Source organism: Actinoplanes sp. CA-030573, from assembly GCF_050951115.1.
GTDB lineage: Bacteria > Actinomycetota > Actinomycetes > Mycobacteriales > Micromonosporaceae > Actinoplanes.
This window is the reverse complement of the sequence record NZ_CP192038.1, coordinates 7157944-7176174: the sequence shown is the minus strand read 5'-3', so window position 1 is coordinate 7176174 and position 18231 is coordinate 7157944. Positions and strand designations below refer to the sequence as shown.

The window sequence follows — 18231 nt, the reverse complement described above, 5'->3', positions numbered from 1 at the left end:
CGGTTATGAGTGCCGGTGGGCTTGTCCATCGTGTCGCAACCCCCGTCGAGCCCGACCGCCTCCACGTTGTCTGCGATCATCGCAGTCGTGGAGTTCTTCGATGGCGATCACGGCGGGCAGTGGTCCTACGACCCGGATGCCCGGCTTGGAGACCCTGGTGCCTTCGGCGAGGTATTCGAGGGCGCCAGGTCTGATGGTCATCCGGTTGCTGTAAAGCGAATTCCCTTGCCCTGGGATGTCGAAGGTGAGCGGCGACTACGCGAACGGGAGGTCGAGATCGGTCAGATCTTGGCCGACATGCCAGCCCAACACGTGATGAGACTGCTTGATGTCGGGCGGGCAGGCAAGGACTTGCTGCTGGTGATGCCCCGTGCAACTCGATCGTTGGCCAAGGCGATCCGTGACGGAGACCTTGATATTCCGGCTGGCATCGAGGTGATCCGGCAGGTCGCAATGGGTCTGTCCGAGCTTGCACAAGCATCGGTGGTGCACCGTGACCTGAAGCCAGCCAACGTGCTCCAGGTCGACGGCGTATGGAAACTGGCGGACTTCGGCATCTCCCGCGATCTTCGCGTGTCCACGAACCGCTACACGTTCCGTGGGCAAGGGACGGCGGAGTACAAGGCTCCGGAGATCTGGGCGGGCAGACCCGCGACAGTCAAGACCGACCTCTACGCCCTGGGCGTCCTCGCGTTCGAAGTTCTGTCCGGCCACCAGCCCTACGTCGGTACTGACGAAGAGCAGTTCGCCCGCCTACACGAACAGGAACCACCACCATCCTTGCTGGACGCGGTTCCGTCGATGGTCCGCCGCTTGGTGCTTCGGCTACTCGGTAAAGATCCCGCCCAGCGCCCGCAGGACGCTCGGGCCGTGGTGGATACCCTTGACAATGCTGTCCGTCGTCTGGAGCCGCAGCGGGAGGCGTTACGGGAAGCAGCCCTCGCGGCGCAGCGGCGCGATACTGAGAAGGAAGCCACCGGCGCTGCGCTGAAGGCCAAACAGGCCTTGCTCGGTCAGCAGATCAGCCAGGCCCTCGCGGATCTTCGCGACGTCTTGGAGGAGGCAGCCGATCAGGTACGCGAGGCGTTGCCAGAGGCCGAACTCGAGGTGCGGAACGGACTTGATCTGGAGTTGCGCTGTGGGCAGGGACGGCTGGTCGTGGAGGTCTGGCCCCAATCTGCTCCAGACCTGGAGATCCCCGAGCGTGATCCGCTGCTTCTCGTCGGCACAGTAAGCGCTGCGCCGAACGCGACGGGCCCGTACGCGAACCTCGTGTGCGAGGTACGCGACGGCCGACTGTCTTGGTCGGTACTGCGCTTCACCGCGAGCTTGACCCCGTCCCGTTACGACTACGGCCCGCGGGATCGACAACATGGGTTCGCCTGGCACGTCTTCCAGGCGCAACGCCAACACATGCTCCGCCCGTCAATGCATGTGTGGACGATGGTGAGCGGCCCGCTTGGCCCCGACGTGATCGTCGATCTCTTACGTGAGGCAATCACCCAGGCTTGACCATCTGTCCATACCGGCGGCTCGCCCTCGCCTGAGGTCAGCGAGAACCAACGTCAGCGCTGATCACAAGGTCGCCGTCCAGCGCTGCTCGCGTCCCCCATCGGAGCAACTACCGAGAGGGCATCAAGACGTTACCGCGGGCGGCGAAAGCTACCGAAAAGCAGCACGGCTGGGCAGCCGCTGGTTGACAACAGTTCGGACCGGCAGAGAAACATTGCGGAGACGAACACTGTGCAGGCCGGTGTGACACAGCCAGGGCCGCCCAGGTCGGCGGGACTGCGTCGGCCCCGATGGGGAGGTGAGGAAGTCCGGCCGGCCAGCTGAAGCCAGCGTCCCTGGAGCCAACATGATCGGTTTGACATGAGCAAGGCGGCGAGCCTTCGTTGCCATCTCATCATGGACATGTAATCTACGTAAATGCGCAGGTCAGGGCGTTCGGGCGGTCGCTTACGGTCGGTAAAAGCAACGTGGTGCAGACCGCCAACGCCCACACCCCACGGTCGATGATCCTGTTCCCGACCCGAACCGACTGGGACACCGCCCGCCGCGACGCCGCCCTGGCCACCACGGGGCACGAAGACATGCACGCCGGCGAACTCGAAGCGTCCGTCCTGCTCGTGACCTATCCGGACGCTGTGCGTACCGGCGGCCCGGAACAGGATCATGTCGCCGACGACCGCCGTCTGCTCCTGAGCCACGGGATGACCGCCTACACCGACAGCGGCGTGATCGGCCGGCCCTCGGCGGCAACCGCACAGAAAGGACACGCGGTCCTCGACAGCCTCACCACCTCGTTCCGCCACCACTTCCAGGCCGTCGCCGCACCCGGCGACCAGGATCAATAGACGCCGCTTCCGGCGGTGTACGGCGAACGCGACCTCACCACATCGCGGCCCCGGCCCCAGCCGCTCAACCGTGGGCTGTCGGGTGCCTCGGCGCGCAGCCGCCTAGCATCGGATGGTGGGCACTGCAGGAGGCCGGTTCGGGGAGTCGGCGATGCGCGAGGCGCTCGATCGGATCGCCGCCCACATCGGCGTGGATTTCCACACGGCGACGCTGCTGCAGTTGACCAACAACGCCGTGTTCGCCCTCCCGGACGCGGGCCTGGTCATACGGATCACCCGCTCACACACCCTGCATGCCCGGGTCCACAACAACGTCGCGTTGGGCGCCTGGTTCGCCGCCATCGACGCACCGACGATCCGGCTGGCCGCCGGTCTGCCCCAACCGGTCGCCGACGGCGACCTGCTCGCCACGATCTGGGACCTCGTGCCTGCCGGCACACCGGCCCCGGACGGGAGCGATCTCGGCACCGTGCTGCGCCGCTTCCACGCGCTCGGCCTTCCGGCGTTCGACGTGCCGGCTTGGAATCCGATCGGCGACGCCCGGGCCCGCATCGTCGACGCTGAAGCCCTCGGCGACGCCGATCGCGACTACCTTCTGGACTGGTGCGACCGGCTGGAACCGCGTCTGGCCGGGTTCGCCGCCGCGAGTCGCCGCTCGCTGATGCATGGCGACGCTCACCCCGGCAACCTGCTGCGTCACCCGGACGGGCGAGTGTTGCTGTGCGACTTCGACGCCACCGCTGCCGGGCCGTGGCAGGTCGACCTCGTTCCGGCACCGGCCAATGAGCTGCGCTTCGACGCCAGCGGCGCGCACGCAAAACTCGCCGCCGCCTACGGGTACGACATCACCACCGACCCGGCGTGGCCGCTGCTGCGCGAGGCGCGGGAGCTGAAGATGATCGTCGGCGGGGTGCCGCTGCTGGCCTCCGGGCCGGGCGTCGCCGAGGAGTTCGCCCGGCGACTGGCCTCGGTACGTGACGGCGATTCCAGCGTCCGCTGGACCGCTTTCGGCGATCTGCCTCGCTGATGGTGCCGAGCCTTCGCACGATCGCGGCGAAGAGAGGGCTACCCGGCTGGACGCAACAAGCGGCTGGTGAAGCCCGCGTCCCGCAGGAGCGTGAAAGCCTCCAGGACGGCGGCCGGCACGGGCTGGGAGACGGCGTATCCCCGGGCCGGGTACTCGAGGATGCGCTGCACGTCGCCGACCAGCATGTCGATGACCAGCCGCTCGTCACCGATCGTTTCAAGGTAGTCATCGAACCCGATGACCTGCGACGCGCAGACTGGCTCCACCTGCGGCCAGAGTTTGCGGCAGGTCGCGTACGCCCGCCGCTGGTCGTAGGGGCGGCACACCAGCATCACGGTCGTCGGGTGAATTCCGGCCTCGGCCAGCACGGTCCTCGAAAGGGTGATGTTCTCGCCGGTGTTGGTCGCCTGCCGCTCCACCAGTGCCCGCGCCTCGGACATACCGGCAGCGATCGCCAGGTCCCGGAACTTCACGGCTTCGCCGTCAGGAAACAGCTCGGGGCGGATCGGGTTGCTCGCGCCGCTGAACACCGCGTATGGAAACCATCCCTGCTGGTATAGGTCGGCCGCGCACGAGGCAACGCCGAGGTCGTGGCTGCCCAAGACGATCGCGGCGTCACTGGGTTTCAACGGTTGTTGAAGTTGGTGGTAGCGCCACAGCAGGTGGGCCGCCGTCCATTGGGCGTCGCTGATGCGCACCGCACGTGAAGACACGCCGCTCCCTTCACCGTCTTCGAGAACCCGCCACGGCCGCCGGCGAGAAGTCCGAGCCGCGGACGACGACTTTGGATGATCGCACAGGCGTACGAGTGGTCGGGCCGGGGCCTCGGGCGCCCCGCCGAGGCTGATCAGAAGCGGGTGAGCTCGACCGTGAGCACCCGGCGCAGGACGGCGACGACCTCGCCGGCCGGAAACCGTTCGCCGGCCTGTCGCTCCAACCTGGCCACTACGCTGAACATCTCGTCGCGGCTGGCGATCCGCAGGTGCGCCACCATCCATGCGCTCAAATCCGCCAGATCCTCGGGCATGACGAGCGCCTCGGGCGGCGGCAGCAATTCCGCCTCAGACACGCTCGGCACCGCAACGCCGGCGGAGGCGTACGCGGCGGGCGCCAGCCCGACCCGGAAGGGGTGCACACAGACCGGAACGCCGTCCGGGGTCGCCCGCCACCCGAGATCCGGCCGGTAGGCCAACTCCGTCCGAGGCCGCGTCACCACATCGAAACCACCCGGCCTCAACAGCTGGGCAGGGCAGATCCCGCACGTCTCGTCGCGCCACCGCCGCACCGGACCGCCCACGCCGCGATCGTATCCGCCCGCCGACGCAGCGCCCGGGCGCAGAGTCGCCCGTTCTCGAGACGTCACCCTTCTCGGGGAAGACGACCGGAGCTTCACCCCTATCTGGTGACGCGCCACCGCGTCTCGCCTTCGCGTGGGCGCGTCAACCCTCCGCCGTAGTGCCGAACCAGTAAGGTCGCTGCCACGGCTCGCCTCGCAATCAGGGCAAGACGTGCCCGCCCCGCCACGGATATCGGCGCTCCACAACCGCGCTCATGTCCGGAGGCGACACTGATGACACCGCTGCTGCTGGTTGACGGCCACCACCTGCTGTACCGGGCCTGGTTCGGGTTCCCCGCCCGCATTCACTCCCGGGATCGCAGCCGCGATCTCACCGGCGTCTTCGGTTTCCTGGCCCTGCTACGCAAAACCCACCGCGAGGCCGTTCCCGATGCCGAGATCATCGTCGTGTTCGACGGCGAGAACGGCGCCGCGGCCCGGCGCCGCCTCGACCCCAGCTACAAAGCCACCCGCATGAATGCTGATCACATGCCTCTGGCCTCGCTCGCACCGATCAAGGAAGCTCTGAGCGACTTAAGGATCACCTGGGTCGAGATCGACGACAGCGAGGGCGACGACGTTATCGCCGCCCTGGCCACCATCGCCGCCGCCCGCGGGCGCACCGTTATCTGCTTGTCTGGCGACCGGGACCTGCACCAGCTCGCGGCACCCACGATCACCATCCTCACTCCCGAACGACGCCAGATCACCCCCGCGACGCTGGTCGCCCGCTACCGCGTCACGCCCGCACAATGGCCGGACTACCGCGCCATGACCGGCGACCCCGCCGACAACATCGCCGGCATCCGCGGCATCGGCCCCCACACCGCCGCAACCCTGCTCGCTGGCGGCCTGCACCTGGAAGACCTCCCCAGCAGCGACCGGCTCCACGGGGTACGTGGCGCCGCCATCAACCGAGCGTGGCTCCAGCTGTTGATCTGGCGCGACATGATCCGCCTCAACCGAACCGTCCCGATCAGCCCCGGCCTGATCACGGACGAAACCACGCCGCCGATGCCACGCGCCGCAAGCATCCTGGAGTCCCTGAAACTCTGGTGAGCAAGCCGGTCAGCACCTTCCGGCATCGAGCTATTCGGCGGCCTGAACAGAAGCTTTTTCGGCCCAGGCCAACGACGCGGCTTCCAGCGTGCCGCAGACCGGCTCCGAGAAGACAACCGATCGACTCGCGTCATGCCGACCTCGGGGTCGTGGTCAGCTCCGCCAGCTGGCCCACGCGTTCGCGGCCTCGGCCAGAGTTTGAGTCCACGCATCGGTGCTGTTGGTTGTGATCTCTGACCAGAGGCGGGCACTGGCCGCCGCGAACACGTTCAGCGCCGCGGAAGACGCCCGGCTCCAGGCCGGGACCCGAGCGGCCCATGCCTCGGCGTCGGCGGGTGCATGACCGGCGGCGATGAGCCATATCGTCCAGTAGGCGGCATCGAGCCACGGGGCGCCGCGTGTGGCCCAGCCCCAGTCGACCAGGCGGGCGCGGCCCTGGTCGACCAGCACGTTGGTGTTATTCCAGTCAGTGTGCAGCAGCGCGTCGCCGCGAAACAACAGCGCATCGCCGGGTCGCTCGACGTAGGCGGCAAGGCGTTGGTCGGCGTGTTTCAGCTCGATCGCCGGGCACGGCAGAGCGCCGAGCTCGCTCAGCAACGCGGCCGTCGCCGCAAGGTCTGCCGAGCCGGGCGTGTAGTCGGCATGGTGATGGGCTTCGAGCGCGCTGAACAGCAGAACGTCCCAGCCCGCTGCCACGATCCGTCCGGTGAAATTCGCGGAGACCGTCCGCACGTACGGGGCGATGCCAGCCTCACGCTGCTGCGTCCACACCCACCGCGCGTCGGCCGGCAGGGCTTTGATGAAGAACGCCCCGCCGTTGGTGTGCAGGGTCGCGGCGACGGCACTGTTGAGGCCGCTGCTCGCGGCCGTGACGTGCCGGACCGGGCCGGTCAGCTCCTCCACCTGGGCATGAACGATGCTCGGCAAGGCCTCGTACGCCGTCCGGATGACCGTCACCTGCCGCCCTCGTGCTCGACGAGGCGGTGAGGCAGCAGCAACTCGAACACTGCACCGTCGCGGCCGGACCCCATGAAAGCTCGGGTGACGGCGATACCGCCGATCGTGTAGTCGCCGGCGAGGTTGCTGAACCGCAGAGCCGTCCACGTCCGGAGGGCGGCCTCATTGTTCGGTCCGGATGGGAGGTAGAGGCGCCGGCAACCCCATTGCCCACCGCGCAGACGCACGGCGTCGAGGAGCGCCGGAGCGAACCCTTGCTGCCGGCGCTCGGCGTGGACCACTTCCACGCCTGCAGCGGGAGCGCAGTCCCTCGACCGGAGCGGCAAGCAACTGATCTAACTGACTCCGATCCGGTTGGCGAGCCCCCGGAGTGCGGCCGGTGTTGGCGTCGGTGCGTACAGCAGGGTGGTAACCAGGTCCCGAACGCTGGCCCGGGCCACGTCCTCCGGCGCGTGCCGTTCCGCAGCGAGTAGCGCGTGCGCGGCCCGGTCGGGCCGGCCATGCCGATGCCACGCCCGCGCGGTGTCGACCAGGTAGCGGCTGTGGCGTTCGGCGGTCGGGAGCCGGGCCGGGTCCACGCTGGCGGCGTGCCGCAGCGCGGCGCCAGAGTCGCCGAGCGTGGTGTGCACGCCGATCCGGTAGATGGTCACCGTCGTCGGCGTGAACGGGTGGACTCCTGCGCCCTGATGGTCGCCGATCCGGTCAGCGGCTGCGGCCGCCTCACTCAGGTAGGTGTCGGCGTTGACGGCCTGCCCGGCCTGGGCGCTGGTGTACGCCGCGGTGCACAGCAGTGTCCCGTACGCGGCGAGCACGGCCGGGTCGTTGTCAGCGACGTCAAGTTGGGCGGCGGTGCCGAGCAGCAGGTCCAGCGCTCCGGTGTGGTGCCCGTCGCGGCGCATCGTGATCGCCAGCACGTGGGTGGCGGCGGTCAGCGCGGCGTGGTCGCCGGCGGCGAGCGCTTCGGCTCGCGCCCGGTCCGCCATCGTCAATGCGATCGCGTCGTCGCCTTGCTTGGTGGCCAACGATGATGCGACCGCGTAGGCGCGCGACAGCAGCCCGGCCATCGCTTCTTTTCGGTGGCCGTCAGCCGCGTCGCGGCTGGTGTGAAGGGACGCGAGCAACTGTGGCAACGCGGCGGCCAGGGTGCCATATCGGGCGTCGCGATATGCCTGCGCGGCGCCGGCCACCGCACTGGCCGCCCGGTCGTCGGTCAAGATCGCGGCGGGCGTGCTGGGTGCCAGCAGCAGCCGGTCAAGGCTGGCCGGCTGCGGGCCAGCTGCCATGGCAGGGCTGCTGGTGAGACCCGCGAGTGCGGCTGCGCTGACACCAGCTCCGGTGAGCAGGGTGCGTCGTCTCATCGGGCTCCGATCGCCGTCGTGTGCTCCTCCCGGCAGCGTATCGGCTTGTGATGGTGGCTGCGGAGCACGCGCAGCGTGTCGCGCGGGAGCGGCGGCCAGGCCAACGAGCTCGTCTGGGATGCCGAGGAGGTGGGCCAAGCGGCGCCGTACGCCGATCTGGTCGACGGGCGGCTGCCCGCGTTCGATGCGCGAAAGCGTAGATGCGGAACAGCCATAGAGGCTGCCCAGCTGCTCAAGGGTGAGGCCGGCGGCCTGCCGGACGAGGCGAATAACCGCGCCGGGCTGGTCGGCGCGGGTGGCCGCGGCGACGTGCGCGGAGGCCCACACGGGGTGGGTGGAAGCGACGAGCGGGGCGTGCTCCATGCCGGGACCGTACCGGTTGGTGCTGATCGTGGCACCCCTGCGGATTTTCAACCTTTGCAAAACGCTGTCACTGCCTGCACGCACCCTGTCGCACAAAGTCACTGATGAGCGTTGATAGATGCAGGCCCACAGCCCGGCCGCCCAGCATCGCCCACTCTCTTGCTGACGCGGTCGCACCCGACGAAGGAGGACCACATGGTCACTGATCACGACACCGACGCCGCCGCCGTCGTCTCGGCACTGTTCACCGGGCCGGCGCCGCTGACCGTCCCCGTCCTGGAGGAGAGGACCAGCTACAAGAAGAAGAAGGGCAGTTCCGACACCGCCCACACCAAGGACGAGATCGTCACCTGATCGCACCCTCGCCAGGCCGGGACGCCGCTTGCCGAGGGCGCCCGGCCTGCGCCACCCCAGCCCAGCAGCGCACGCGAGCGGAGAACGATGATCAAACTGCGGATCCACCCCCGAGACATCGCCGGCCCGTGGACCTGGACCGGCCGGCAGTGGCAGGCCGGCACATCGTGGATCGAGCCATACACCCACCCGGCCGTAGAAGTCCTCGGCCCGGACGACACCAGCCCCGCGATGATCATCCGCGAACGCTGTCCCACCTTGACTGGGCAGCCGCACCACGTCGGATGGCCCGGCGACTTCATTGCCATCCAGCCCAGCAACGGCACGATGTGGATTGAGGCTGGCGTGCGCGGCGTCGCCCCGCTGTACCTGATCGTCACCGACACCGTCCTGTACGGCTCGTGGGACGTCGCCGACCTCGCCCCATCGCTCCGGCACGCCGCGCTCAACGAGCACGAGGTGGTACGGCAACTGTCCACCACCTTCCGATACACCCACGACACCCTGTGGCAGGGCCTGCACTGGCTCACCGAACGCAGCCAGGCCGTGTTCGGCGCACACGGGCTCGGCATGCGCTATCCACTGCCGGCCGCGCACGGCCGCCCTCGCGAACTAACGGCCGGCGCCGACCCGGTCGCCGCCTACGAACAGCTGCTCGACTTAGCCCTGAGCCGGCGCGTCTACGACCCGGCCACCACCGCGGTAGAACTGTCCGGCGGCTTGGATTCAGCGAACATCGCCGCGAGCCTCGGCGCCGCACACCCCGGCCAGATCACCGCCGCCGCGATGATCATCGTTGGGGCGGCTGGCGTCCAGCAGCAGGACCGCCGCCGACAGATGATCGACCTGTTCCGGCTCGGCCCGGACGTCACCACCAAGATGATCGACAACCTGCCGCTGCGGCCGGACGGCCGCCGCGCCTCCCGCGCCCTGATCACCCCCTACGACGAGCTGTACGACGAGGGCAAAACCACCTTGCTCGGCCTGCTGCACTCACGCGGTGTCCGCACCGTCGCCACAGGCATCGGCGGCGACGAGATGGTCGCGCTCACCGCCGCTGAACTGTCCCGCGCACCGTTGGGCATCGACCCCCTCGACCTGCCCTGGACCGGCCCGCACAGCCGCGACCTGCGCGGCGGCTTCGACACCGGAACCGCCCCGGCGTCCATCGTCAACGAGGTGACCCTGCTCGCCACGGCTTGCGTCGCCCCGCCGATTCTGCGGGCCGGCATGTGGCCGATCCATCCGCTCGCCGACCCTGCCCTGATCCGGTTTGGCGAATGGCTGCCGTACTCGTGGCGGTATTTGAAACGGCTGCACGTGGCCCGCCTCGAACGCGTGGGGTGCGGCCCCTATCTGGTCGACCCGCCCTTGCGGGAGAATTTCGAACCGGTCATGGATGAAGCCCTGCACCGGCACGGCGCAGCCTTCCTCCGAGCGATGCTCGACCGCGGATCCCCGCTGATCGACGACGGCTATCTCAATCCGGACGAGCTGGCCGCCGCAGCCACCCGCATCGCCGACGGCACACCGGCGCCGGGCGACAACTCGGTCTGCAACGTGATCGCCCTCGAGGCGGCGCTGAGCTCCTTCGGGCACGCCGAATCACCCACTCCGGTACCTGCCTGATCGGCGTCTCACGATCTACCGTGGGCGGGTGCTGCAGCGCCCGCCCACCCTGACCATGCGCCCCGCCACTGCCGACGACGAGAAACCGCTCGCCGAGCTGATCCATGCCCGCTCCGACTGGCTGCAGGCGCGCGGCCTGGCGGACTGGCACGCGGCCGCTGACGAACTCGCCGCCCAGGCCGCCGACCCCGAGATACCCACCTGGGTGCTGACCGCCAACGTCGTCGAGGTGATTGGCTGCACCACCTTGTACGAAGAGTCACCAGCGTCGCTATGGACCGCACAGGAACGAGCCGAGCCGGCCATCTTCATGGCCACCACCGTCATCGATCCGGCATACGCCGGCCAGCGGATCGGCTGCCACCTCGCGTGGTGGGTGCTCGACTACGCGGCCCGCGCCGGGCGTACCGCGGTCCGACGCGGCACGATCGAACCAGGGCTCGTCCGTTACTACCGCGACGCCCAGGGCTGGACCGTCGTACGCGCCATCCATCGCGGCGGCGTCACGGTCACCGGCCTGTCCCGGCCCGCTACCCGGATGCCTGATCTGAGGGTCACATCCACCTACTGACCCGCAGCGTCAGGGGTTCCGAGGCGCCGCTGCCGGGCTTCACCAAATCTCGGGTTCGCAGGGTGCGCAGACCGTCAGGGTCGCCGCGCGGTCGGCGCCACCCAGTCCATAAACAGCAGCCGGCCCAGATCCATCTGAAGTCTTAGCTCGTCAGCACCTCACGTGCACAACACATGTGTGGCGGCTCGCCGGCCTCCATGATGCCGCCCGGCAGGTTCCACCACGTCCGAGTTCGGCTTCTCCACTAGGACCGCCCTGCGCGCACGGTCCGATCAACGCGCTGGCCGAGCCCAGGAAAGTGGGCAGGCTGGCGTACCACTGTTCCAGCTCCAGCCATTCGCCCGCAGTCCTTACGCTACGCGGCCGAACCGCAGCGGCTGTGACCCGCCGTCCGCCGGATCCATCACCGGACAGATCGCGCGTTGTCTGGCGGGCTACCGGGGTCGGTTCGGGTAGCAAGGCAGGCGACGTACCGCCAGATCACCCAGTGCCGCACCCACGCCGAACAGCACGCCCGCGGCCACGAGCCCCGCGCCCGCCGACACCAGCCGAGCGCAGCGCGTAGAGGCAACCGGCGGCGGCGTCGACGGTGGGCGCGTTGATCGCCGGCCCGTCATCGTGGCCGAGGCCGCGTTCTCGGGCCTACCGGCCAGTGCGGTGCTGGAGGGCGCGGCCGACGTGGGCAGCGGCAGCCGGTGGACCTGCGATGCGCGACCGGTGTAGTTCTCGCGCGGGGTCTGCGTCGTCCAGATGACGATCTCGAGATCGCCGATCGTGGCGAGCCGGGCGAACGTGCTGTCGTTGGAGGCGACGATGAAGCGGCGGCAGCCGGTGCCCGCCAGGCGGTACGCCTCGGCGAGCAGCGCTTCGTCGGCCGCGTCCTTCGCTCCGTCCACGGTCAGCAGCGCGACGTCGTGCTCGTGCAGGACCTTCTCACCATCCGGGGTGATCCGCCCTCGGGCGCACGCCGCAACGACTTTGACTCTGGGCCCTGCACACCGGATCAGCACCTGCATGCGGGCAGCCACGCTGCGGGGCTTAGCGTTACAGCCCACCATGTTTTCCAGATCCACCAGGAGCACGCCCAGGGTCCCCGTGGTTTCGAAGAGGCCGGGGGTGCTGATAACCGGAGGGGGCTGCCGGTCAACGTCCATGATCAGATTCTGGCCGGTATCACGCGATTCGGTGCGGGTCGGCGCTCGGCGCGCCCGAGTGAGATATCGCCGCTGCGACTGGAGCCGGCGTACGTCTACGGCATCCAGCACAAAACGCGTATCGACACGCGTAGGCCAGCCCTAACGGCGCCTCTGTTGCCGTCTGCTTGAGCGAACGCAGGAACGCCGTGGACAGCCCGTATGGATGTCGGCAGAATGCCCGATGTGGTGAAGGCAGAGGTGCCATCGTGGCGGTGGGGCGAACGCTTCGATCCCCGCATCGTTCGCAATGTGAGTGATGCGGCTGACGCCGCGAACGAACAGTCCCTGTCCCTGCTGGAAGCCAGGACGCTAGCGGACCGATGGGAGACTGCCTACGAGCGGCTCTCGCGGGACGGGAGTTTCCCCGAGCCGCGGCGCCTGGCCGGCGCGAACGCGCTGTACCGGGCAGCGTCGGACTTCACCGACCAGGTGGGCAGGATCTATGCACGCGAGGCGCTGTACTTCGCCTGGCTCAGCGCCACCCTGCTTGGTCAGCTCCACGACGGCGTCTCCCCGGCCGACCTTCACATCCCCGACTCGCCCTTGCTGCGGCCTTCGCAGCTCTACGCCGATCCGTCGGTCCTGCCGGGGCCGCCGGCCACCTTCACGGATCCGCCCGACACGCCCGACGAGGAATCCGCGTCCAGGGTCCACGCCCGGGTGCTGCAATGCCTGCGTATCGCCCGCCTGGATCAGACCAAGCCACGCTACGTAATGGATGTCGGCTTCGACGCCGCGACGTTCCCGGACGAGGCCGACGAGAGCATCTGGGGCTCCGGCGGTGTTGACCTCGCCGAGGCGCTGCACCAGTACGGCCATGTGTGCTTGTGGAACCTGGCGCTTCCCAAACCGGACGCCGGCATCGGCAACTGACGCGCACTCGGCCGCGCCCATCCGGGAAGGCGGCGTCTGAGCCGATACGCAGGCAGCTGAGCATGAGCGGCTCGCCGGGCAGACCGTTGCTTGCCGGCCGTCGGGCAACAACGAACCCGATGAAGCGCCTATGTGTCAGTTCGCTGAACGGCTGCGTCCCGGCGGACGTGTGGCCAATGTCCGAGAGCGGAAACTCAGGTGCGGCGGGATCGGTGGGGGTGTTGGCCCGGATGACGCGCGCCGCCTGGCGGCTTGAGCACGCGAACCGCGAGCGGCGGTGAGGTCGGTTGCGGCGGCAGCGCCAAGCAACCAGCATGTGGATCAAGGGATCTGCGAAATCACCAATCGTCCTTGGACATGAAGTCGTACCCTCCGTCTTCGACCGTGTTCCACATGGCCTGCAGAGTCTCGTCGTTCTCCAACTCGGTCACGTGCGCCGAGCGGGCTGCGGCCGCACGATCCCCGTCGCTCTGCGACTGCCGCCGGCGCCGCTCGTCCTCGGGCAGGTTGGCCCAGCGGGCGGCCCTGGCGTGGTCGATCGCGCTCTGCGACTGTCGACGGCGTCGCTCAGGCTCGGGCAGCACCGGCGCTGGTTCGGGCTGGCTTCCCGCACGTGCGCGGTCTGCGGTGCTCTGCGCAATCCGTCGTTCCCGTTCTGCTGGTGGCAGCTTGGCCCACCGAGGTCGTACCTCACCCATCACCTTATAGTGATGACTCGATGACACCCGGTCTAGTGAGTATGGAGGTCCGGCCCTTGATTTTCGTGCGCCGTCATCCGGTAGGGCATCAACCGTCCGCGGTCCGGCGCCCGGCAGAACGCCGCCGAAAGCCCCGGACGGCGGCCGGCTTGCAGGACACGATCGGCGCCCAGCAAGTTGAGGGCGGCCATAGACGGTTACCGCCGGCCCGGCTACTGTCCAGGCGGCGCCGTTGCGAGTTCTTCCCCCGTGGAATTCGCAGCGGCGTCCTCGTTGTCGGCAATCCTGCCGCTGGTCAAGGCAGCTCGGGGGTAGCAGGGGCCGCGTAGCGCGATGCGCCTCGAGAAGGCCTAGGTCACGTACCTGGCCTGGTCCCTCTGGCTGCCGGAAAGGATCGCCTCGCGCAGCGCGGCGCTGTGGCCAAAGGCGCCAGGCGAGGTGTCCTTGGTGACCAGGACGACGGCGATGCCGGCGGCTGGTCCGTCGACGGCGAATCGTTCGACGAGCGCAACGAGCTCGTGGGATTCTCTGAAAAGGCGGTCGGCGTCGTCGATGGTGACGAGCACTGCCGGTCGATCGGACGACGGTTCGAAGGGTTCCTGGCCTGCCGTCGCCAGCCGCTCGTCGAGAAGGGCCAGGCGGTCCAGGACGCCTGCGGGCCCCTCGGCGGCTTGCGGATGCCGCGCCGAGGTCTTGCGATCGCGTCCCGACCACGCCCAAGCGGTCGGGATCAGAGTAAAGAGCTGGGTCTCGCTCGCGCGTTGCGCGATGGTGCGCAGGACGCTGCTGCGGCCGCTGCGCGACGGCCCGTACACGAGGCCGTGGCGTACGCCGCGCCCGGGGCGATGCAGCTGCCAGGTAGTCACCGAGCCGTGGACACCTTCGCCGATCTCGACGCGGCCGCTCATCGGCTCGTAGCGCGGCCCCGCCGCGAAGCCGTCGCCGCTGCGTAGCGGCCACCTGGTGACTTCATGATGGATACGGACCCATTCGGGTGTGCTGCGCTGGACCTCGAGATCGGCGAGCGTCTCAGGATGGTCCGGCCCGTAGAGGGCGGTGTCGATCGCGATGGCTTCCGTGAAGGCCGAGTTCGCCCGCTCCGGCTCGCTGAGCAGAGCCGCGTTCTGGCCGATGAGAAGCAATGTCGAGGGCAGCATGCCGCGGGCGGTCTCGCCGGCCTGGCGAAACACGAGGGCAGCGGATTCGAGATCGTCGAGGGCGTCGATCCGCCGGCTGCGCAAGGTGTTGAGATGCCCGCGAACGTGCAGGTATTTAGCGTATTGAACGCTGTCGACGCCGACCGTGAGGCGGGTGACGGGCTCCGCTTCGGTCAGCAACTCGACCGCTTGGTCGAGCTTGAGCAGTTCGAGCGCGGCGTCGGCACTGCTGATTAGGGCCTCGATCCGGCGCAGGCTGACCGGTTTGCCCGGCCGCGCTGGAAAGTAGTCGAGCACTGCCAGCTCGTGTTGTAGTCGAGCGACCCCGTCGTGCTGATCGCGGGCTAACAGCGCCGCGGTGGCGTGCAGGTCGGCCAGCAGCCGTGGTGCTACCTGGTCGTCGGTGCTGGCAGCGGCCAGCGCGGTGGCATTGACCTGGGCGGCCTCATCGATCTGGCCCAACAGGCGCAGCAACCCGGCGCGGATGTGGGCGGCGGAGGCCCGTACGTCCGGGCTGCGCTCGGGGTCGTCGACCGCCGCAGGGTCAAGCGCGTCGAGAACCTCCTGCGCCAGATCCCGTCGTCCGGTGTTCGCGGCGAGTGCGCCGAGATCCAGCAACGCCGAGAACGACCGCCCCCGGCCCGGACTCAGGAAGGCACCGACGCGGGCGGCCACGCTCTGCACCTTTCGTAGTTGATCGACGGCATCGTCGACGCGGCCCGCACGTTGCAGCAGCACCCCGGTCGCCCTGCGGTAGTCAACCAGGATCCGCACGTCAAGAAGGCCCTGCTCTTCGAGGCTGTCGACGAGCGCCAGAGCCCGCACGGCGAAATCGGCGCCGGCCTCAATGCTGTCCAGGGGCGGTATGCCGCCACGGGTAGCGAGGTGGAGGGAAAGGACCATGGCCGCGACCGCGACGGCCGGCCCGAAATGCTGATGATCAAGGGCGGCGAGCACGAGCGCCGCGATGTGCTCCATGTCCGCGTCCAGCTCGGCGACCGAGGAGTACAGATCGTTCGGGTCCATCCGCTCGAGATAGAGCCCTAACCCGAGTTCGAGCCAGGACAGCGGATCCGGCTCGCTGTTGTGCAGTACGGTGGCGATCAGCGGATGCAGGGCCAGGGTCGTCCCGGTGCGACGCACCAGTGAGCGGTGCACCAGCGCGTCGACGGCCGCCTCGCCGACTGCAGGGTCCTGCAGCGCTGAGGTGAAGGAGTGGGCGCGGGCCGTCGCTTCGGCATACACGCGGCCCTTCACCACCGACCGTCGCGCGATGAAGGCCCTCCATCTCGCCCACGTCGAGACAGGAAGCTCGTGCAAGAACGGGGTTCGCACGAGCGCGGTCACCTCGGCGGTGCGCAGCAATTCCTCCTCGATGGCGACCGGCGCGAGGTGCGCCATGAGCATGAGCAGGTCACCGGCCACCGGGTCTTGCTGGCGTAGCAGCTGGACCTGCAAGTTAATGGCGGCCAGCAGCCCGGTCGGGTGCCCGGCGCTTGTTCCTCGCCCGAGGGCGACAGCGGGCTGCCGGTCGAGCTGGCCAAGGAACTCGGCGATCGGCCGGCCGGAGGCGAGGCAATAGTTGACCGCCTGCGACACCGCCAGGGGATGATTCCCGAGCGCTTCCCCCAACGCCCGTACCTCGGCCGTGCTCGAATCCGGCAGAGCGGTACGGATGAATGCCGCCGACTCCGCTGCGCTCCATACCGTCAGCTCGATCGCATTAAAACCGTGCTCGATATGCCGTGCCGTGCTGGTGATCACCACGCGGCACCATGCCCGGCTCGGAAACAAACCGGCCACCACCGCGGCGTCCGTCACCCCGTCTACGATCAGCAGCAGCGACGGATCGTGCGGCAGGGCCTCCCGAACCGGGCTTTCACCTTCGTCCGCCTCCTCAGTACCGTCCCCAGCCACGGCGCTCCGGCGCAGCCGCGCGAGCGCCCGCCGTACGGACGAGCGGGAGGTCCCCGAAATCATCACGGGCCTCAGCTCGGTGTCATGCAGGGCGGCGAACTGCACAGCGAGGCTTGTCTTACCGGCTCCGGGCATGCCGTGCAGCAGGACCGGTGCGACCTCCTGCTGATCGCCGGGCCGCAGAGCTCGCACCAGGGCCGCCAGTTTGTCATCACGGCCGGCGAACAGCGGGTCAGGCGCCCAGCTCGCGCGCTCGGCGCTGCCCGGGCGTTGCACCGTCTGGTCGTGGACGCGCAGCAGGAGGTCAAGGACTTCAGCGCGGCTGATGAACTCGTGCCGGATCCGTAGGGCTTCCCGCTGGCGGGCAGCCTCAGCGAGGGTCGCGGCTACGGCCGCCCGCTCCGTGGTGCGCCCCGCGGTGTCGGTCGCGGCTTCCCTTACTCGAGCGCGCAACGCGTCGAAACACGCGGCGGCCGTGGCGTCCGCGCCGTCGCGTAGTGGCCGCAGGACGTCGGCGGTGCGCCGGACGGCTACGTCTTCCATCTCCTTGCGCCGGGGAAGCGGCTCTTCCGGCAGATGCAGAGCGGCAAGGAACGCCTGCGTCTCCGACGGGGCCACGCCGAGTTGGCGGCCGACGCGACCAAGAAGCTCTGCCGACGGCGGGTCGCCTTTGGCGCATACCCGCCATAGCTCATGGGTCGGGCCCGCGAACCCCGTGTTGGACCAGAACGCGAGCGTGGCGCGCTTGTCGTACAGCAGCCACTTCCCGTAGAGATCCGCCAGCACTCGGTCCTTCTCCAGCGCCGACCACGTCCATGCCGCCGTCCCGCCACGGTTCGCCTCGCGGTGCTTGATCGACACCAGCTCCGGAGCACCGGCCTTCGGCACCAGGATCAGGTCGGTGGCGCGCTCGACGATCACGCCCGCCAGCTCCTCGTCGCCCAGGTGCCCGAGCAGGACCAGCGCGGCGCAGTCGTCCTGAAACTGGAACCACGCGCGCACCTGCGGAGCGGGATTGCCGCGATCGACGGGCAGCGCAGCCAATGCCTCCCACCCACGAGCATCACTATCGGCAACGGGATGGTCGCTATCTTCGGTCATCGATGATGGACTCTAGACCGAATCCGACCGCACATGACCCCGCGAAGCGCTGATCTGTCTGTCGCACCACGCCGGGACACCTGGTCGCCGCACCGCTACCCTTGGCATCGATCCGAGCTGATGGCGTCCAGCGGAGATCTCGACAACGCGATCACCCCGCTGCATACCTTGGCCGACCCGCATCGACGGCTTCACAGATGGTCAGAGCCGATCTCGACTCTCGGATTTTCACGTTCGAGGCTCGTCATGGCCGGCTCGACGAGGTCCGCCGGCGGGCG

The 18231-nt window shown here is 68.8% G+C and carries 17 protein-coding genes; 8 read left to right on the top strand and 9 right to left on the bottom strand.

Annotated elements, in window-relative coordinates; translation table 11 throughout:
* Positions 1 to 87: 87 nt before the first annotated feature.
* The 3 genes from ACQP2F_RS32940 to ACQP2F_RS32930 all read left to right on the top strand — a co-directional run bounded on the left by ACQP2F_RS32940 (position 88) and on the right by ACQP2F_RS32930 (position 3384).
* Positions 88 to 1512, top strand: a complete 1425-nt coding sequence (locus ACQP2F_RS32940) for a serine/threonine-protein kinase (protein WP_433294373.1) — start codon at positions 88 to 90, stop codon at positions 1510 to 1512.
* 470 nt (positions 1513 to 1982) lie between these two features.
* Positions 1983 to 2357, top strand: a complete 375-nt coding sequence (locus ACQP2F_RS32935) for a creatininase family protein (RefSeq protein WP_433294372.1) — start codon at positions 1983 to 1985, stop codon at positions 2355 to 2357.
* A 151-nt stretch (positions 2358 to 2508) separates the two neighbouring features.
* A complete protein-coding gene (locus tag ACQP2F_RS32930) occupies positions 2509 to 3384 on the top strand; it encodes a phosphotransferase family protein (protein WP_433307685.1) in 876 nt (291 codons plus the stop codon).
* Positions 3385 to 3422: 38 nt separating this feature from the next.
* Here the strand turns inward: ACQP2F_RS32930 and ACQP2F_RS32925 are convergent, their stop codons facing one another.
* Entirely contained in the window at positions 3423 to 4097 is a 675-nt protein-coding gene (locus tag ACQP2F_RS32925; protein ID WP_433294370.1) for a YdcF family protein, read from the bottom strand.
* Positions 4098 to 4231: 134 nt separating this feature from the next.
* Positions 4232 to 4681 (bottom strand): hypothetical protein, encoded by a 450-nt coding sequence (locus ACQP2F_RS32920; RefSeq protein WP_433294368.1) that lies wholly within the window; start codon positions 4679 to 4681, stop codon positions 4232 to 4234.
* A gap of 273 nt (positions 4682 to 4954) precedes the next feature.
* Here ACQP2F_RS32920 and ACQP2F_RS32915 point away from each other — a divergent pair, with 273 nt between their 5' ends.
* The gene (locus tag ACQP2F_RS32915) at positions 4955 to 5779 is read left to right on the top strand and encodes a 5'-3' exonuclease (RefSeq protein WP_433294366.1); all 825 of its coding nucleotides are present in this window, start codon (positions 4955 to 4957) and stop codon (positions 5777 to 5779) included.
* A 153-nt stretch (positions 5780 to 5932) separates the two neighbouring features.
* Here the strand turns inward: ACQP2F_RS32915 and ACQP2F_RS32910 are convergent, their stop codons facing one another.
* Genes ACQP2F_RS32910 through ACQP2F_RS32900 form a run of 3 tightly spaced genes read right to left on the bottom strand, consistent with a single transcriptional unit; the run spans position 5933 to position 8457 of the window.
* A complete protein-coding gene (locus ACQP2F_RS32910) occupies positions 5933 to 6736 on the bottom strand; it encodes a hypothetical protein (RefSeq protein WP_433294364.1) in 804 nt (267 codons plus the stop codon).
* Entirely contained in the window at positions 6733 to 7023 is a 291-nt protein-coding gene (locus ACQP2F_RS32905; RefSeq protein ID WP_433294362.1) for a GNAT family N-acetyltransferase, read from the bottom strand. Before ACQP2F_RS32905 ends, ACQP2F_RS32910 begins: the two co-directional genes overlap by 4 nt.
* A gap of 48 nt (positions 7024 to 7071) precedes the next feature.
* Complete coding sequence (locus tag ACQP2F_RS32900; protein WP_433294360.1) at positions 7072 to 8457, bottom strand: helix-turn-helix domain-containing protein; 1386 nt, start codon at positions 8455 to 8457, stop codon at positions 7072 to 7074.
* Positions 8458 to 8652: 195 nt separating this feature from the next.
* On the opposite strand from ACQP2F_RS32900, the gene ACQP2F_RS32895 reads away from it, so the two are divergent.
* The 3 genes from ACQP2F_RS32895 (at position 8653) to ACQP2F_RS32885 (ending at position 11011) form a co-directional block, all read left to right on the top strand.
* On the top strand, positions 8653 to 8811 hold the full coding sequence (locus ACQP2F_RS32895; protein WP_433294358.1) for a hypothetical protein: 159 nt from the start codon (positions 8653 to 8655) through the stop codon (positions 8809 to 8811).
* A gap of 87 nt (positions 8812 to 8898) precedes the next feature.
* A complete protein-coding gene (locus ACQP2F_RS32890; protein WP_433294356.1) occupies positions 8899 to 10440 on the top strand; it encodes an asparagine synthase-related protein in 1542 nt (513 codons plus the stop codon).
* A gap of 28 nt (positions 10441 to 10468) precedes the next feature.
* Positions 10469 to 11011 carry a GNAT family N-acetyltransferase gene (locus ACQP2F_RS32885; RefSeq protein ID WP_433294354.1) on the top strand — a complete coding sequence of 181 codons (543 nt, stop codon included), beginning with the start codon at positions 10469 to 10471 and terminating at the stop codon, positions 11009 to 11011.
* 142 nt (positions 11012 to 11153) lie between these two features.
* Here ACQP2F_RS32885 and ACQP2F_RS32880 read toward each other — a convergent pair whose 3' ends face one another.
* Positions 11154 to 11210 carry a hypothetical protein gene (locus ACQP2F_RS32880; protein WP_433307683.1) on the bottom strand — a complete coding sequence of 19 codons (57 nt, stop codon included), beginning with the start codon at positions 11208 to 11210 and terminating at the stop codon, positions 11154 to 11156.
* A gap of 235 nt (positions 11211 to 11445) precedes the next feature.
* Entirely contained in the window at positions 11446 to 12165 is a 720-nt protein-coding gene (locus ACQP2F_RS32875) for a hypothetical protein (RefSeq protein WP_433294352.1), read from the bottom strand.
* Between the two features lie 216 nt (positions 12166 to 12381).
* Here ACQP2F_RS32875 and ACQP2F_RS32870 point away from each other — a divergent pair, with 216 nt between their 5' ends.
* The gene (locus ACQP2F_RS32870; RefSeq protein ID WP_433294349.1) at positions 12382 to 13080 is read left to right on the top strand and encodes a hypothetical protein; all 699 of its coding nucleotides are present in this window, start codon (positions 12382 to 12384) and stop codon (positions 13078 to 13080) included.
* Positions 13081 to 13418: 338 nt separating this feature from the next.
* Here the strand turns inward: ACQP2F_RS32870 and ACQP2F_RS32865 are convergent, their stop codons facing one another.
* Together ACQP2F_RS32865 and ACQP2F_RS32860 are read right to left on the bottom strand one after the other, a co-directional pair.
* On the bottom strand, positions 13419 to 13664 hold the full coding sequence (locus ACQP2F_RS32865) for a hypothetical protein (RefSeq protein ID WP_433294347.1): 246 nt from the start codon (positions 13662 to 13664) through the stop codon (positions 13419 to 13421).
* A 464-nt stretch (positions 13665 to 14128) separates the two neighbouring features.
* On the bottom strand, positions 14129 to 17953 hold the full coding sequence (locus ACQP2F_RS32860; protein WP_433294345.1) for a hypothetical protein: 3825 nt from the start codon (positions 17951 to 17953) through the stop codon (positions 14129 to 14131).
* Between the last annotated feature and the right edge of the window lie 278 nt (positions 17954 to 18231).

Coding starts and splice junctions, on each gene's coding strand:
- ACQP2F_RS32915 (WP_433294366.1), top strand. CDS start 4,955: ATGACACCGCTGCTGCTGGTTGACGGCCACCACCTGCTGTACCGGGCC.
- ACQP2F_RS32890 (WP_433294356.1), top strand. CDS start 8,899: ATGATCAAACTGCGGATCCACCCCCGAGACATCGCCGGCCCGTGGACC.
- ACQP2F_RS32930 (WP_433307685.1), top strand. CDS start 2,509: ATGCGCGAGGCGCTCGATCGGATCGCCGCCCACATCGGCGTGGATTTC.
- ACQP2F_RS32860 (WP_433294345.1), bottom strand. CDS start 17,953: ATGACCGAAGATAGCGACCATCCCGTTGCCGATAGTGATGCTCGTGGG.
- ACQP2F_RS32900 (WP_433294360.1), bottom strand. CDS start 8,457: ATGGAGCACGCCCCGCTCGTCGCTTCCACCCACCCCGTGTGGGCCTCC.
- ACQP2F_RS32870 (WP_433294349.1), top strand. CDS start 12,382: ATGCCCGATGTGGTGAAGGCAGAGGTGCCATCGTGGCGGTGGGGCGAA.
- ACQP2F_RS32895 (WP_433294358.1), top strand. CDS start 8,653: ATGGTCACTGATCACGACACCGACGCCGCCGCCGTCGTCTCGGCACTG.
- ACQP2F_RS32875 (WP_433294352.1), bottom strand. CDS start 12,165: ATGGACGTTGACCGGCAGCCCCCTCCGGTTATCAGCACCCCCGGCCTC.